Below are 16,048 nucleotides of genomic sequence, written 5' to 3' on the forward strand. Positions count from 1 at the left end.
TATATGATTAAACGAAATTATTTTTTTAAAATAATTGGAGGTAAAGTATTAGTTATCTTGTGATTAAGTTTTTGTATGCTGAGAATAATAGAGAAATAGGTTATTCTTCGATTTTTATATTTTGTATTGTAAATAAAAAAAAGCTTAGGTTTTGCTTAGCTTGATGATGATTATAAAACCAAAGATTATAACTGCCATATAATCTAAAAATCAAGAGTCTAAAAACTAAAATTTCCAAAAAAAGTATATCTTTAACCAACCAAAAAACCAAAATATATGCAAGAAAACAAACCAGAAGATTTTAAAAGAGAACTCGGATTATTAGATGGAACCATGCTCGTGGTAGGATCTATGATTGGTTCAGGAATATTTATTGTGAGTGCTGATATTGCGCGACAAGTAGGATCTGCTGGTTGGTTAACCTTAATATGGTTGATCTCAGGGTTGATTACTGTTATTGCAGCAGTGAGTTATGGAGAGCTAAGTGCTATGTTCCCAAAAGCAGGTGGGCAGTATGTTTACTTAAAAGAGGCTTATAACAAATTAATAGCTTTTCTGTATGGGTGGAGCTTTTTTGCAGTTATCCAAACGGGTACAATTGCAGCTGTAGGTGTTGCTTTTGCGAAATTTGCAGCTTATATCTATGAACCTTTTAGTGATGAGAATATTCTTTTTGAAATTGGTTCTTTTGATTTAAATGCGGCTCAATTGGTTTCTATCGTTACGATTGTTTTGTTAACGTATATTAATAGTCGAGGAGTTAGGAACAGTAAAATTCTTCAAACTGTCTTGACAATTATTAAAATTTTATCACTTTTAGGATTAATTGTTTTTGGATTAACGCTTGGGGCAAAAGCTTCTGTTTGGGATGCTAATTGGGTAGATGGTTGGTCTACAAGAGCTTTTGATGCAGATACTAAATCTTGGTTTCCAATAGGGGGAACAGCATTACTTACAGGTATTTCGGCTGCTATGGTTGGATCTTTGTTTTCTAGTGATGCTTGGAATGGAGTGACTTTTATTGCAGGAGAAATTAAAAATCCAAAACGGAATGTAGGTTTTAGTTTGTTTTTAGGAACTTTTATAGTTACAATTATCTATGTTTTGACAAATTTAATGTATTTAGCTGTTATTCCTTTTGACGAAATTGCTACGGCAAAATCAGATAGAGTAGCTGTAGTGGCATCACAATATATTTTTGGTAATATCGGAACGTTAATTATTGCAATTATGATTATGATTTCGACTTTTGCTTGTAATAACGGCTTAATTATGGCTGGTGCGAGAGTGTATTATACAATGGCTAAGGATGGTTTGTTTTTTAAGAAAGCAGCTATTTTAAATGAATCTAGTGTTCCTGCTTGGGCTTTATGGGCACAATGTATTTGGGCTTCGGCTTTATGCCTGACAGGAAAGTATGGTGACTTACTTGATTTTGTGATTATCATTGTTTTAATATTTTACATTCTAACGATATACGGAATATTTATTTTACGCAAGAAAATGCCAAATGCAGAGAGACCTTATAAAGCTTTTGGCTATCCATTCTTGCCTATTTTGTATATTCTAGTAGCGTCAGCAATTTGTATTTGCTTGTTGCTTACCAAATTTTCTACATGTGGTTGGGGCGTTTTAATTATGCTAACAGGAATTCCAGTATATTATTTGACGAAGCCGAAAGAATAATTCAAGCTAACCGTAAAGGTTTTTTCAAGGAACATAAATTTTTATCTTAATAAAAACAGGGTATAACAATAACTACATAAAACAGAAAACCCGTCATATGACGGGTTTTCTAGTGTAGTAAGCACTTATATAATGTTAGAAACTTATACGTTTGCTAACACTAATTCTTCATTATAAGGAAGATTCCAAGCTTCGGCAACTCCTTTATAAAGAATTTTTCCATTTGCGATATTTAATCCTTTTCTTAATTCTTCATTTTCGTTACATGCTTTTTGCCATCCTTTATTAGCTAATTGTAAAGCATAAGGAAGAGTAGCATTAGTTAAAGCAAGCGTAGATGTGTAAGGTACAGCACCAGGCATATTAGCCACACAGTAGTGTACGATATCATCAATAATAAAAGTTGGGTTTTCGTGAGTTGTAGGAGTACAAGTTTCGATACATCCACCTTGGTCAACAGCAACATCTACAACAACAGTTCCTGGACGCATTAATTTAAGCATATCACGAGTAACTAAGTGAGGTGCTTTTGCTCCTGGAATTAAAACAGCTCCAACTACTAAATCAGCATCAGCAATTGCTTTAGTGATATTATAATGGTTAGACATTTCTGTATTTACATTTGCAGGCATAATATCATCTAACTGACGTAGACGTGCTAAACTTACATCCATGATAGTAACTTGAGCTCCTAAACCAGCAGCCATTTTTGCAGCTTGAGTACCTACGATTCCACCACCAAGGACTAATACTTTAGCAGGAGGAACACCAGGAACACCTCCTAAAAGAATTCCTCTTCCTTTTAATGGCTTCTCAAGGTATTTTGCTCCTTGTTGGATAGACATACGTCCAGCAACTTCTGACATTGGAACTAATAAAGGTAAGCTACGATCTGTTTTTTCAACAGTTTCATAAGCTAAACATACAGCTCCTTTTTCGATCATAGCATGTGTTAACGGCTCTGATGAAGCAAAGTGAAAGTATGTAAATAATAATTGATCTTTTTTGATTAAGTCATATTCAGAAGCAATAGGCTCTTTTACTTTAATGATCATTTCAGCAATAGCATATACCTCTTCAATAGTTGCTAGAACCTGAGCTCCAGCCGCTGTGTACTCCTCATCGCTAAATCCACTTCCTAAACCTGCAGTTGCTTGAACATAAACAACATGCCCATGTTTTTTCATTTCAGAAGCACCAGCTGGTGTAACAGCTACACGGTTTTCGTTATTCTTGATTTCTTTTGGAACACCTATTATCATTATCTTAAGTTTTTTGTTTTTGTTAATTTTGTTTTACAAAGCTACATATAGAGAATATATTATTGATATTCTGATTATAATTAAGAAAATATTGTTTTTATTTAATATTTTTACAAAAAAATATTCTTTTTAAGGAGCATTTAACGTCTGTAAAAAGAAAAAATGACTGATTATCAATAATTATTTGAAACGCTTTTTACTATGCTTTTAGACGAAACTGACAAAAAAATCCTACGCCTTTTACAAGAAGATGCGCGTCATACTTTAAAGGATATAGCAAATAAAATAAATTTGTCTCTTACGCCTGTTCATGATCGAGTGAAACGTCTTGAAAGAGAGGGAGTTATTGAGAAATATGTCTCTATTTTAAGTAAGAAAAAATTAGGGAATAATCTTACTGTTTACTGCCAGGTAACGCTTACAAAACAAACCTATGATACTTCGGAAGGATTTAATCAATCTATTTTGAATTTGCCCGAAGTTGTAGAATGTAATTATGTTTCAGGAAATTTTGATTATATGCTTAAAATTATCATTCCTGATATGGAATCTTATCATCATTTTCATCAAAAGAAATTATCGATTTTACCTGAAGTTTCTTTAATCAATACAGTCTTTGTAATATCCGAAGTAAAAAGTACTACAGTCTTACCAATAATATAATAGTTATTATCTAGTTAAGTTATTGTAATAAAAAATGAACCATGTAAATGGTTTGAGTTTTATACGGATCCTTAATACTTAGTTTACTTAAATCCATTAATTAATAGGTTAGGAGAATTATCTAAAAAACAAAAAACCATCAAGAAATCTTGATGGTTTTGAAAATATTGGTTTTGGTTGTTTGTATGCTAGTAATAAGTAAAACGTCTTACTTTGGCAATATATTTGGCTAATCGAATTACTTGATGGCTGTAGCCGTATTCATTATCATACCATATATATAATACAATGCTTTTTCCGTCTTTAGAAACTATTGTGGCGTTACTGTCATAGATAGATGGAGCCGAAGTACCAATTATATCTGAAGAGACTAGCTCAGTATTCAAAGAGTATTTTATTTGCTCAACAAGTTCCCCTTCAAGCGCATATTTTTTCATTATTTTATTGATTCCAGCAATCGAAGTAGCTTTTTTTACATCAAGGTTCAATACAACTAGTGATCCATTAGGAACAGGAACGCGTATTGCATTAGATGTTAGTTTTCCTTCAAGTGACGGTAACGCTTTTGCTACAGCACTTCCAGCGCCAGTTTCGGTAATAACCATATTTAAAGCCGCTGCTCTACCACGGCGGTATTTTTTATGCATATTATCAACAAGATTCTGGTCGTTTGTATAAGCATGAATAGTCTCTAGGTGACCTTTAACAACTCCAAGAGTATCTTCTATCGCTTTTAAAATAGGAGTAATAGCATTTGTAGTGCACGATGCAGCTGAGAAAATATCATTTTCATCAGGATTGTACTCGTTATGGTTTACACCATGTACAATATTTGGTACTCCTTTACCAGGGGCAGTAAGTAAAACTTTGTCAACGCCTTTAGAAACTAAATGTCTGCTTAATGCTTCTTGCGTAGTAAAAGCACCAGTGTTGTCAATTACTAAAGCATTGTTGATGCCATATAGAGTATAATCTATTTCTTCAGGAGAATTTGCAGAAATAACGTGCACCGTAGTTCCGTTAATTAATAAAGCATTATTCTTAGGATCAGCAGTTACAGATCCTTGAAAATCTCCATGAATAGAATCGTATCTTAATAAAGAAGCTCTTTTTTCAAGATTAGCAAGTTCACTTTTGTCACGAATAACAATAGCTCTTAATCGCAATTGATTTCCTTTTCCTGTTTTCGACATTAATTCTCTAGCTAATAAGCGACCAATTCTACCAAAACCATAAAGAACAACATCTTTAGGTTGAATTTCTTCAGTTGATTTAGCTTCCTTAAGTTTTTCAATTACGAAATGACGAGCATCAGGGTATTTTTCATCCTCCAAACGATATTCATAAGTTAGCTTTCCAATATCTATTTTGGCTGGTGGTAATTTTAGAGATAAAACAACTCTTGCAATTTCTACAGAGTCAAAAACAGTGATTGGTTTACCTACAAATTCTCCTGCATACTGATGCAAGTTGATAATGTCACTTACATTTTTGTCTAGCAATTGATTTTTAAACAAAACCATTTCGATGGATTTGTCATACCATAAATCGCTTATGATTTTAATCAATTCTACTCCGGCTTTTCGTCTGTCGACTTGAAATGATACTTCTTTTTGGTACAAAGATTTTTTGCTCATAGTTGAAAATTTCTAAAAATAAAATAGCTTGTTTTTTTAAATTTGGCGCAAAAGTACCTATTTCAATCGATTTCGTAAGCTATTTTGTGATTTATTTTAGAAATAAAAAAGCCATCTTGATTTTTACAAGATGGCTTACGCTTTTGGAAATAATAAGAATTAGATGATAACTCGAATAACCTCTCCGTTTTTATTTATCATTTCAATTCGGACACTTTGGTTTTCGTCTTTTTTATTCAAAACTTTTGAAACCGTTTCAATATCTGTTGCTTTTATGTTATCAATACTTAAAATAATGTTGCCTTTTAATTCATCATTATATTGTTGCAAATTTTCATTTGTAAGGGCTTTAATTTTTACCCCGTAATTGATGCGGAATTTTTTTTTATCATTGGCATCGATATTTTCTAATTCGATTCCTTTGAATTCAGTACTAAAAAATTCGTTTTTACTTAAAATAACTGGAACTACTTTGTTTTTTCCGTCACGAATAAAAGTTACCTGAACTTTATCATTTGGTCTTTTTGTATTGATGTATCCAGAAAGATCCGCAAAAGTAGAGATGTCATGATTGTCAAGTTTTACAATGATATCTCCTTTTTGAAGACCCGATTTTTCGGCACCAGAATTTTTAGTCACTTTGCTAACGTAGAAGCCTTCTGTTTGAGCAATACCTAGCTCTTTAGAAGCGGCGTTATTAAGTTCTCCTCCTTCAACACCAAGAATACCTCTTTGAACATTACCAAATTGCATAAAGTCTTCGATGATTTTTTTAGTAATATTAGACGGAACTGCAAATGAATATCCTACGTAAGAACCTGTTGTAGATGAGATCATAGTATTGATTCCAACTAATTCTCCTTTTGTATTCACCAGCGCACCACCACTATTACCCGGGTTTACAGCAGCATCAGTCTGAATAAATGACTGAATGCCATTTGTGCCTAAATTTCTAGCTTTTGCCGAAATAATTCCAGCAGTTACTGTAGAGTTTAGGTTGTACGGATTACCAACTGCCAATACCCATTCACCAACTTTTACTGCATCAGAATCTGCGAATATAGTATACGGTAATTTTTCGTCAGGATTAATCTTTAATAAAGCAATATCCATTTTAGAATCGGTTCCTATTAATTTAGCAGGATACGATTTTTTATTATTTAAAGTAATTTCAATTTCAGTTGCTCCTTTAATTACGTGATTGTTAGTTACGATATAGCCATCTTGAGAAATAATTACCCCAGAACCTGTACCTACTTGTTCTTGTAATTGTTGACCACCATAACCATAAAAATATTCCAACATCGGATTAGTTACTGTTCTACGAGCTACATTTTTTACGTGTACCACAGTATGAATAGTTTTGTCTGCGGCGGCAGTAAAATCAACTGTTTCGATAGGTAATCCTAATCCAACTTGTTTAGAGTAAGAATTTGGTGCGACAGTTACAATTGAGTTTTTTTCACCAAAAAGGGAGCCGTTGTTATCAAATAATAACTTGTAAGCACCAAGTGTAGTAGCTCCGCTTAATAAAGACACTAAAAATAAGGTTGAGAATCGTTTCATAGTTGATTAGTATTTAGGTTATCTATTGTAAATTTATATCAAAAAAAAAGTGAAGTAAAGTGGTTTAACTCTCTTTAACAATGATTAACATTTCATTAATAGTTCGTACTTTTGTAGTTAATAATTCAAGAATAATTCAAGAATAATTCAACAATAATGCAAGTAGAATTTTATAAATATCAGGGAACTGGAAATGATTTTGTAATGATTGATAATCGTTCAGAATTTTTCCCAAAGAAAGATACAAAATTAATTGAACAGTTGTGCCATAGAAGATTTGGAATTGGTGCAGATGGACTTATTTTGTTAGAAAATGATTCTGAAACCGATTTCAGAATGGTATATTATAATGCTGATGGAAACCAAAGTTCTATGTGTGGTAACGGCGGGAGATGTTTGGTTGCATTTGCTAAAAAACTTCATGTAATCGAAAATGAAACTACTTTTATAGCTACAGATGGTTTACATCATGCTACAATAGCACCAGATTCGATTGTTTCATTGCAAATGATTGATGTTGATACTGTAAATAAATTTGAAGATCACACTTTCTTAAATACAGGTTCTCCTCACCATGTGCAACTAGTTGATGATTTGGAACATTATAACGTTAAAGAAAAAGGTGCAGCTATCCGATATGGCAATTTGTATGGTAAACCGGGAAGTAATATCAATTTTGTAAAAAAAATAGATGATAAAACATTTTCATTACGTACTTATGAAAGAGGAGTAGAAGATGAAACTCTTGCCTGTGGAACTGGAGCTACAGCAGTGGCAATAGCAATGAATGCAATAGGCGAGACAAACGAAACTGATATCAACTTAAATGTTGAAGGAGGTAAATTAGTGGTTTCTTTTGAAAAAATGGGAGAACATTTTACAAACGTTTTTCTTAAAGGACCTGCTGAATTTGTATTTAAAGGAACAATAGAAATATAGATATTGTGATCTAATTATTAGCCTGGCAAAATTTAAGGCTAACTAAAAGCATCAAATGATAACATTAAAAGGAGATACTATTTATATACGAGCATTAGAGCCCAATGATTTGGAGTTTATTTATGCTGTCGAAAACGATCTTAGAATTTGGGAAGTAAGTAATACTCAAACCCCTTATAGCCGGTTTTTGATAAAACAATATCTAGAAAATGCACATCAGGATATATATGAAGCTAAGCAATTAAGGCTGGCAATTTGTCAAGAGCAAGATTTCCCTGCTATTGGTTTGGTTGATTTATTTGATTTTGATCCTAAAAATAATAGGGCAGGCATTGGAATTGTAATTCAAGATAATGAAAAGAGGAATCAAAATATTGGTTCAGAGGCTTTAGAGTTATTAATTAGGTATTCTTTTTATCATCTTAATTTGCATCAATTATATGCAAATATTGGTGTTAAAAACGAACCAAGTAATGCACTTTTTACTAAATTTGGCTTTGAAAAAATTGGAACTAAAAAAGATTGGCTTTTGGTTAATGGTGTATACCAAGACGAAGCAATGTTTCAGTTAATTAATAAGAAGTTTTAAAAAAGTTTAGTTTTAGGTTATAATTTTAGAAATACTAGCAAATAATGCAACCCCATATGAATATAAAGAAAATTATAACGATAAGTGCCGTTATTGTAATTTCGGTTTTGATGGTTTATGGATTCATTTTAATAAACCAGATTTTTAGTGCTAATACTAAATTTTCAGAGAAAGAGGTATATGTATATGTGCCTACAGGATCTAATTATGACGATGTCAAAAAGTTATTAGAGCCTTATGTAAAGGACTTAAGTAATTTTGAAATGGTTGCCAATAAAAGAAATTATCCTGAAAATGTAAAACCAGGACGTTTTTTATTGACCAAAGATATGAACAACATGGATTTGGTAAGAGCAATGCGTTCAAATGTTCCAGTTAAATTAGCGTTTAATAATCAAGAACGTTTGGAGAATTTTGCAGGACGTATTGGTTCTCAAATTGAAGCAGATAGCTTGTCTTTGTTAACAGCTTTTAAAGATCCTGAGTTTTTGAAAGAAAATGGTTTTAACGAAGAAAATGTATTTGCAATGTTTATTCCGAATACTTATGAAGTGTATTGGAATACTTCGGCATTGAAGTTTCGTGATAAAATGATCAAAGAATATCATAATTTTTGGACAGATGAACGAATTGCAAAAGCCAAAGCACAGGGATTAACACCTGTAGAAGCTACTATTTTAGCTTCAATTGTGCATAAAGAATCAGTAAAAAAGGACGAGAGACCAAGAATTGCAGGGGTTTACTTAAACAGATTGCGTTTAGAAATGCCATTACAAGCAGATCCAACGGTTATTTATGCAATTAAAAAGAAAACAGACAATTTTGACCAAGTAATAAAAAGAGTTTTCTATAAAGACTTAACTATGTCTTCTCCATATAATACATATATGAATACAGGACTTCCTCCAGGACCAATTGCTATGCCAGATATAACAGCATTAGAAGCAGTCTTGAATCCTGAAAAAAATGATTACATCTATTTTTGTGCAAGTGTAGACCGTTTTGGCTATCATGAGTTTGCTTCTACTTTAGCGCAACACAATGTAAATGCAAAAAAATATTCAGATTGGATTAACAGCCAAGGAGTGGTAAGATAGTTTTTAAGAATAAAAATATCAATTTTATCTAGACAGGATTTTAGATACAATTTAAAAATATAAAAGATGCTGGAGCTATAAAACTTCAGCATTTTTTTTGTGAATTATTGAAACGTAATATTTGTTTATAGAATTGATCAAATTTACTTGAATAATAGAGTTTGGCTTTAGCAAGATACTTGACTTGTTTTTATTGAAAATATAGAAAAAAATGACATTTCTTTCAATGTTAAGTATTTAATTATTGTTTTCAGGTTTGTCTATCTCTCGACGCTTTTCTTACAAAAATTGAAGGAAAATTACTTTTTACGAAAACGTTTTTATTGGCTTTTAGCAGTATTATGAATTAAAAATATTTTTTGGAACGTTCTTCTAACTAGGGGTTTAAGGCGGATATTTTGTGATTTTAGAAAAGTTTAACTAGTTGATTTATAGCTTTGTAAAATTTGTTGTATCTTTGCAGGCAGAAATTTTTGAATGGGACAGCGTTCAAAAGAAAAACAATCTATGATAAAGAAATGGTATTTTTACACAACGTTAACAGTTATAATTGCTTTTTTAAGCACGGGTTTTAAGCCCTTTAAATTAGACGCCAAACCTTGGTTTCTTACAGAAAATACAGATGGAACAGAATACTTATTACCATCTAAAGAGAAGAAAGATTACCCTGTCGCAGACAGTATTCCTTTCACCGGAAACCACCTAATCGGTTTCAAAGAAGCAATCGCTTTAAAAGAATCTCAAGGCAAATACAGAAAAGTAAATACACTTGGCTATATGGGAAAATATCAATTCGGAACCCAAGCCTTACGTGCAATTGGAGTTCGAAATGAGGAAGCATTCCTGAAAAATCCTGCGTTACAAGAAAAAGCATTCCTTGCTTTGTTGTCAAAAAACAAATGGATATTAAGAAAAGAAATCGAAAAATATGAAGGAAAGCTAGTAAGCGGAATTTATATTACCGAATCAGGGATATTGGCAGCAGCCCATTTAGGAGGTGCTGGTTCTGTTAAAAACTTTTTTAAGCATAATGGGAAAAAGTATTTCAGAGATGCTTATGGAACGTCTATAAGAAGTTATATGAAAGCTTTTGGAGGATATAATGTATCTTCAGTCGAAGCAGATAATGATGCTACGGTACATTCAATATAATTCGTTAAAATAAATAACGATTAGTTTATACTAATCAGTTACAAATAAAGCCCTTGTATTTTTTTGCAAGGGCTTTTTATTTTATAGAATCTTAATTTTATTTTTGTTGCTGGTTTGTACAAGTACTTGATAATGATGTGTTACCAAGAGAGAAACCTGTAAGTATATTGGAAGTGTCAATAAATTAAGCGGTATATTTCTTTGTGTTTTATTTTTCAGATTTTTTGTTCCAAATATCCATATTTGGAAAATTATATTTACTGTTATCAAAGACAGGGTCAATTCCGGCTTTAATCTGCTTGTTGTAATCTTTGAAAAGTACGACTACTTTTTTGTGTAATAGTATGATAGCAACAATATTAAGCCAAGCCATTAAGCCTACGCCGATATCACCAAGTACCCAAGCTGTTTTTGCTGTAGCTATACAGCCAATAAAAGTTGAGAATAAAATAAATATTCTTAAAGACCATATCAATAATGTACTTTTATTTTTACGCATTACAAAGCTAACATTGCTTTCTGCAATATAATAATAAGCCATAATAGTTGTAAAGGCAAAGAAAGTAAGTGCAATAGCCACAAAACCACTACCTATAAGAGGGAAGTGCTGAGAGACTGCAAATTGAGTATACTCAGGTCCCATTTCTACATTGGGGATATTCTCTACAAGAAATCCTCCTTTAGGATTAACTACATTGTATTGTCCTGTAAAAATAATCATTAAGGCAGTAGCTGTGCAAACAAATAAAGTATCTACATATACAGAAAATCCTTGAACTAGACCTTGTTTTACAGGGTGAGATACTTCCGCTGCCGCTGCCGCATGTGGTGCAGTTCCTTGACCTGCTTCGTTGCTATATATTCCCCTTTTTACACCCCAAGAGATTGCTAAACCTACAATTCCTCCAAATGTTGCGTCAAAGCTAAAAGCAGAATTGAAGATAAGTGAAAATACTTCTGGTATTTTAGTTATGTTTAGTGCAATTATAATTAAAGACATGATAATATAGGATCCTGCCATAAAGGGAACTACATATTCTGCTACTTTACTGATTCTTTTTACTCCACCAATTATGATGACACCGAGTAATAATACTAGCCCTATACCTGTTTGATATAGAGGAATGTCAAATGCAGATTTTACTGCAACAGAAATACTGTTACTTTGAACGCTAGGTAATAAAAAACCAGTGCTTATTATTGTTACAATAGCAAAAACCCATGCAAATACTTTATTATTTAGTCCTTTTAATATGTAAAAAGCAGGGCCTCCTCTATATTGTCCATTTTTTTCCTCTTTATACATTTGTCCAAGTGTAGCTTCTACAATTGCCGAAGCACTCCCTAAGAATGCAATAGTCCACATCCAAAAAATAGCTCCTGGACCACCCATTGCTATTGCTGTGGCAACTCCTGCGATATTACCTGTTCCTACTCGGCCAGAAATAGCAAGAGAAAAAGCTTGAAATGAAGAGATACCTTTATCAGAGGAACTATTGTTAAATAAGAGTTTAATCATTTGCTTGAGATATAAAATCTGAGGAAATTTAAAACGAATACTGAAATATATTCCTGTTATCAGACAAAGAAATATTAGAGCATCATTCCAAATAAGATTGTAAACTTTTTCTATAAATAGTTCCATTTTCGATAATTTAGATATTAAGGTAATTGCTAAAATAGAAAAAAGAAACCGATGACGACTGCTGTTATTTGTTTATTTAGGGATTGTTTTTGGTATTTTGATGTGTTTTGATGCGTTTTGTTTTGTAAGTAACTGGTTTGTAAGTGGTTTGTTTTTTTGTAAGGATAAAAGAAAAATATTTTTTATATAAAGAGGATTGAATGCTAGGTAAGTATAAAAAAACCTGCAAGTATTTGCAGGTTTTAGTTTTTAATCAATTAAGATTTCTAGAATTGTTATTGCGGCTTCACTAATTTTTGTTCCAGGACCAAAAACAGCAACTGCGCCAGCATCAAATAAATATTGATAATCCTGTGCAGGGATTACGCCACCCACAATCACCATAATATCTTCGCGGCCATGTTTTTTAAGTTCTTCAATAACCTGTGGCACTAGCGTTTTGTGTCCTGCAGCAAGTGAAGAAACACCTAGAATATGAACATCATTTTCTACAGCTTGCTTGGCTGCCTCTGCGGGGGTTTGGAAAAGCGGACCAATGTCTACATCAAAACCTACATCGGCATAACCAGTTGCAACTACTTTTGCACCTCTGTCATGTCCGTCTTGCCCCATTTTGGCAATCATAATTCTTGGGCGACGACCTTCTTGTTTTGCAAAAGTGTCGGCCAATTGTTTTGCTTTCTCGAAGCTTTTGTCGTCTTTTATTGCTGCACTGTACACGCCACTAAAGGATTTAATTTGTGCTTTGTATCTGCCAAAAACAGTTTCTAATGCATCACTAATTTCGCCTAATGTGGCACGACTTCTAGCGGCATCAATAGCTATTTCAAGTAAATTTCCGTCGCCAGTTTTTGCACAATGGATTAATTTTTCGAGTATTACTTTTACTTTTTCAGGATCTCTCGTGGCTTTAATATGGTCGAGTTGGGCAACTTGTTGTTTTCGAACCATTTGATTGTCGACATCAAGAATCTGTAAAGGATCTTCTTTTTCTAGTCGGTATTTATTAACACCAACAATTATATCTTGTCCGCTGTCTATTCGGGCTTGTTTTCTTGCCGCAGCTTCTTCTATTCGTAATTTTGGAATTCCAGCTTCGATGGCTTTGGTCATTCCGCCTAGCTCTTCTACTTCTTCAATAAGTTTCCATGCGTTGGTAACTATCTCATTTGTTAAGCTTTCTACGTAATAACTACCCGCCCAAGGGTCAGCAGTTTTTGTTATTTTGGTTTCTTCCTGCAAGAAGATTTGTGTATTACGGGCAATCCTAGCCGAAAAATCGGTTGGTAAGGCTATGGCCTCATCAAGTGCATTTGTGTGTAAAGATTGTGTTCCACCAAAAGCTGCTGCAGTGGCTTCAATACAAGTACGTGCCACATTGTTAAATGGATCTTGCTCAGTTAGACTCCATCCGCTAGTTTGACAATGTGTTCTTAATGCTAAAGATTTTTCGCTTTTGGGATTAAATTGCTGGACCAATTTAGCCCAAATCATTCTTCCAGCGCGCATTTTGGCAATTTCCATAAAGTGATTCATTCCTATTGCCCAGAAAAAAGACAATCGTGGCGCAAACTCATCTATAGACATTCCGGTTGCTAATCCAGTTCTGATGTATTCTAATCCGTCAGCAAGAGTGTAAGCTAATTCAATATCAGCTGTTGCGCCTGCTTCTTGCATATGATATCCTGAAATAGAAATCGAGTTGAATTTTGGCATTTTTTTGCTTGTATATTCAAAGATATCAGCAATGATTTTCATCGAAGGAGTTGGTGGGTAAATATAAGTGTTACGCACCATAAATTCCTTTAAGATATCATTTTGTATTGTTCCTGAAAGTTTTACTGGAGGAACACCTTGCTCTTCGGCAGCCACAATATAAAAAGCCATAATTGGTAAAACGGCGCCATTCATTGTCATGGAAACTGACATTTCTTCAAGTGGAATTTGATCGAATAAGACTTTCATGTCTTCGACTGTATCAATTGCAACTCCAGCTTTTCCAACATCACCCACAACACGTTCGTGATCTGAGTCGTAGCCACGATGTGTAGGCAAGTCAAAAGCAATCGATAATCCTTTTTGACCAGCAGCTAGATTACGTCTGTAAAAAGCATTGCTTTCTTCGGCAGTCGAGAAACCTGCATATTGTCTAATTGTCCAAGGCCGTCTAACATACATAGTTGCATAAGGGCCTCTTAAATTTGGAGCAAATCCAGCACCAAAACCAATATGCTCTATATTTTCAAGATCTTGTTCGGTATAAGTTGCTTTTAAATCTATACCCTCGGCAGTTTCAAAGTTTTTAGCTGGTTGTTGGTTCTTAGAAACAACGTCTAACTTCTCACTTTTGACATCTAGCTTGATATGGTTGAGGTCTTTTCGTATCATTGAAACACTTTTTGTATGGGTTGTTACTTTAAAATTGAATTATTCAAGAGCTAAACGTTCCTGTTCTAATTTCTCAGACAACCGTTTTTCTATTATTGGTGTAATTAATGTCTTTCTAGGTTTTATTTTTACAAAAGGAAAGAGTTCTAGATCATGTTTCATTTTGTCGTCTTTGTTCGGGTATTTATTTGTTCCGAGCAATATTTCTTTCTTTGTGTCAAATAATTCTTGTTCCTTATCTGCACTTTCCTGAATTCTTCTTTTGATGGTTCCTTCGGTCAAAAGTTTTAAGAAACCACCATTGGTCTCGATTTCTTTAAAAAGCGTTAATGCTTTTTCAGCAAGTTGCTTAGTAAGACTTTCGATATAATAACTTCCGTCGGCAGGGTTATTGACTTTGTCAAAATAACTTTCATTTTTAAGAATCAATAGCTGATTACGAGCAATTCGATCTCCAAATTCATTGTCTTTGTGATATAAAGCGTCGTATGGTAAATTAGCAATTGCATCAGCACCACCAATTATTGCCGACATGCATTCGGTTGTGGTACGTAGCATATTTACATTGTAATCATACAAGGTTTTATTTCGCTTTGTTGGTGAAACTAATAAATGACATTCTAGATTCGGATTGTATTCAGTTGCAACTAAATTAAAAAGCAATCGCAAAGCACGAAGTTTTGCTATTTCAAAAAGTAATTAGTACCCACAGATATTTCTAATACAATCGTTCCATTTATTGAAGGGATTCTATTAAAATATTCGTTGGCATGGGCAACACTATAAGCAATTTGTTGCACCATATTGGCACCAGCATTTTGATATAAACCTGAATTTATACTTATTAATGACGCATTTGGAATTTCTTTTGAAAGAATTTCAAGTGTTTCAAAATTGTTCTTTTGTTTGGTTGTAAATGAAAACCAATTGCCATCTTTTGCCAATTGCCCAATTGGATCAATAGTATAATAAAAAGTGGCTTTTTTTTGTTTCGAGATTGTATTTAATCTTTTAACGAAATCGATTGAGATGAAATTCAAATTGAAGTAAACGTTTTTATTTTCTAACGTTAAATTTTGGAATAATTTTTCCACATCAATGGAGTCGTCCTCAATCGTAAAGCGTAGGCTTTCGGCTCCTCTTTTTAAAGAATCTAAAGCCCTTTCAACTGATTTTAAAAGGTCATGAACAAAAATGTTCTGGCATATTTTAAAATCAGTTGCTTTAGTTGTTATCTCAACAGGCTTTATATCTTCATCATTATGATAAAATGGTTTTACCTGAATGTCTTCTGGTGAATTCCAAATCAGGGTTTCGTTATAATCGGCACCATCCAATTCAAATTGTATTTGTTGTTTCCACTGTTTGGATGATACAGGACTAAAATTATCGAAAAGGGGAGTAGCCATTTTTATCTTTTTATA

Annotated in this window: 11 protein-coding genes and 1 pseudogene; 6 read left to right on the top strand and 6 right to left on the bottom strand. The window is 33.2% G+C overall.

Annotation, left to right across the window (positions count from 1 at the left end; genetic code table 11):
• Positions 1-276: 276 nt before the first annotated feature.
• A complete protein-coding gene (locus tag EAG11_RS01015; RefSeq protein ID WP_129537478.1) occupies positions 277-1,686 on the top strand; it encodes an APC family permease in 1,410 nt (469 codons plus the stop codon).
• A gap of 143 nt (positions 1,687-1,829) precedes the next feature.
• On the opposite strand, the gene ald is transcribed toward EAG11_RS01015, so the two are convergent.
• Positions 1,830-2,948, bottom strand: a complete 1,119-nt coding sequence (gene ald, locus EAG11_RS01020) for an alanine dehydrogenase (protein ID WP_129537479.1) — start codon at positions 2,946-2,948, stop codon at positions 1,830-1,832.
• A 201-nt stretch (positions 2,949-3,149) separates the two neighbouring features.
• On the opposite strand from ald, the gene EAG11_RS01025 reads away from it, so the two are divergent.
• A complete protein-coding gene (locus EAG11_RS01025; protein ID WP_129537480.1) occupies positions 3,150-3,611 on the top strand; it encodes an Lrp/AsnC family transcriptional regulator in 462 nt (153 codons plus the stop codon).
• 188 nt (positions 3,612-3,799) lie between these two features.
• Here the strand turns inward: EAG11_RS01025 and EAG11_RS01030 are convergent, their stop codons facing one another.
• Entirely contained in the window at positions 3,800-5,248 is a 1,449-nt protein-coding gene (locus EAG11_RS01030) for a glyceraldehyde-3-phosphate dehydrogenase (RefSeq protein WP_129537481.1), read from the bottom strand.
• A 159-nt stretch (positions 5,249-5,407) separates the two neighbouring features.
• Positions 5,408-6,814 (bottom strand): trypsin-like peptidase domain-containing protein, encoded by a 1,407-nt coding sequence (locus EAG11_RS01035; RefSeq protein WP_129537482.1) that lies wholly within the window; start codon positions 6,812-6,814, stop codon positions 5,408-5,410.
• A 156-nt stretch (positions 6,815-6,970) separates the two neighbouring features.
• On the opposite strand from EAG11_RS01035, the gene dapF reads away from it, so the two are divergent.
• The 4 genes from dapF to EAG11_RS01055 all read left to right on the top strand — a co-directional run bounded on the left by dapF (position 6,971) and on the right by EAG11_RS01055 (position 10,591).
• Entirely contained in the window at positions 6,971-7,753 is a 783-nt protein-coding gene (gene dapF / locus EAG11_RS01040; protein ID WP_129537483.1) for a diaminopimelate epimerase, read from the top strand.
• 55 nt (positions 7,754-7,808) lie between these two features.
• Positions 7,809-8,342: a GNAT family N-acetyltransferase gene (locus EAG11_RS01045; protein ID WP_129537484.1), complete on the top strand. Its 534-nt coding sequence runs from the start codon at positions 7,809-7,811 to the stop codon at positions 8,340-8,342.
• A gap of 56 nt (positions 8,343-8,398) precedes the next feature.
• A complete protein-coding gene (gene mltG, locus EAG11_RS01050; protein WP_129537485.1) occupies positions 8,399-9,439 on the top strand; it encodes an endolytic transglycosylase MltG in 1,041 nt (346 codons plus the stop codon).
• A 507-nt stretch (positions 9,440-9,946) separates the two neighbouring features.
• Positions 9,947-10,591, top strand: coding sequence for a peptidoglycan-binding protein LysM (locus tag EAG11_RS01055; RefSeq protein WP_129541004.1), 645 nt, complete (start codon positions 9,947-9,949; stop codon positions 10,589-10,591).
• Positions 10,592-10,799: 208 nt separating this feature from the next.
• On the opposite strand, the gene EAG11_RS01060 is transcribed toward EAG11_RS01055, so the two are convergent.
• The 3 genes and pseudogenes from EAG11_RS01060 to EAG11_RS01070 all read right to left on the bottom strand — a co-directional run bounded on the left by EAG11_RS01060 (position 10,800) and on the right by EAG11_RS01070 (position 16,033).
• On the bottom strand, positions 10,800-12,236 hold the full coding sequence (locus tag EAG11_RS01060) for a sodium:alanine symporter family protein (RefSeq protein ID WP_129537486.1): 1,437 nt from the start codon (positions 12,234-12,236) through the stop codon (positions 10,800-10,802).
• A gap of 249 nt (positions 12,237-12,485) precedes the next feature.
• On the bottom strand, positions 12,486-14,624 hold the full coding sequence (gene scpA / locus EAG11_RS01065) for a methylmalonyl-CoA mutase (RefSeq protein ID WP_164998638.1): 2,139 nt from the start codon (positions 14,622-14,624) through the stop codon (positions 12,486-12,488).
• Between the two features lie 39 nt (positions 14,625-14,663).
• Positions 14,664-16,033 (bottom strand): annotated as a pseudogene (locus tag EAG11_RS01070) (methylmalonyl-CoA mutase subunit beta).
• Between the last annotated feature and the right edge of the window lie 15 nt (positions 16,034-16,048).

Origin of the sequence: Flavobacterium sp. 140616W15, assembly GCF_003668995.1 — a bacterium.
Classification (GTDB): Bacteria; Bacteroidota; Bacteroidia; order Flavobacteriales; family Flavobacteriaceae; genus Flavobacterium.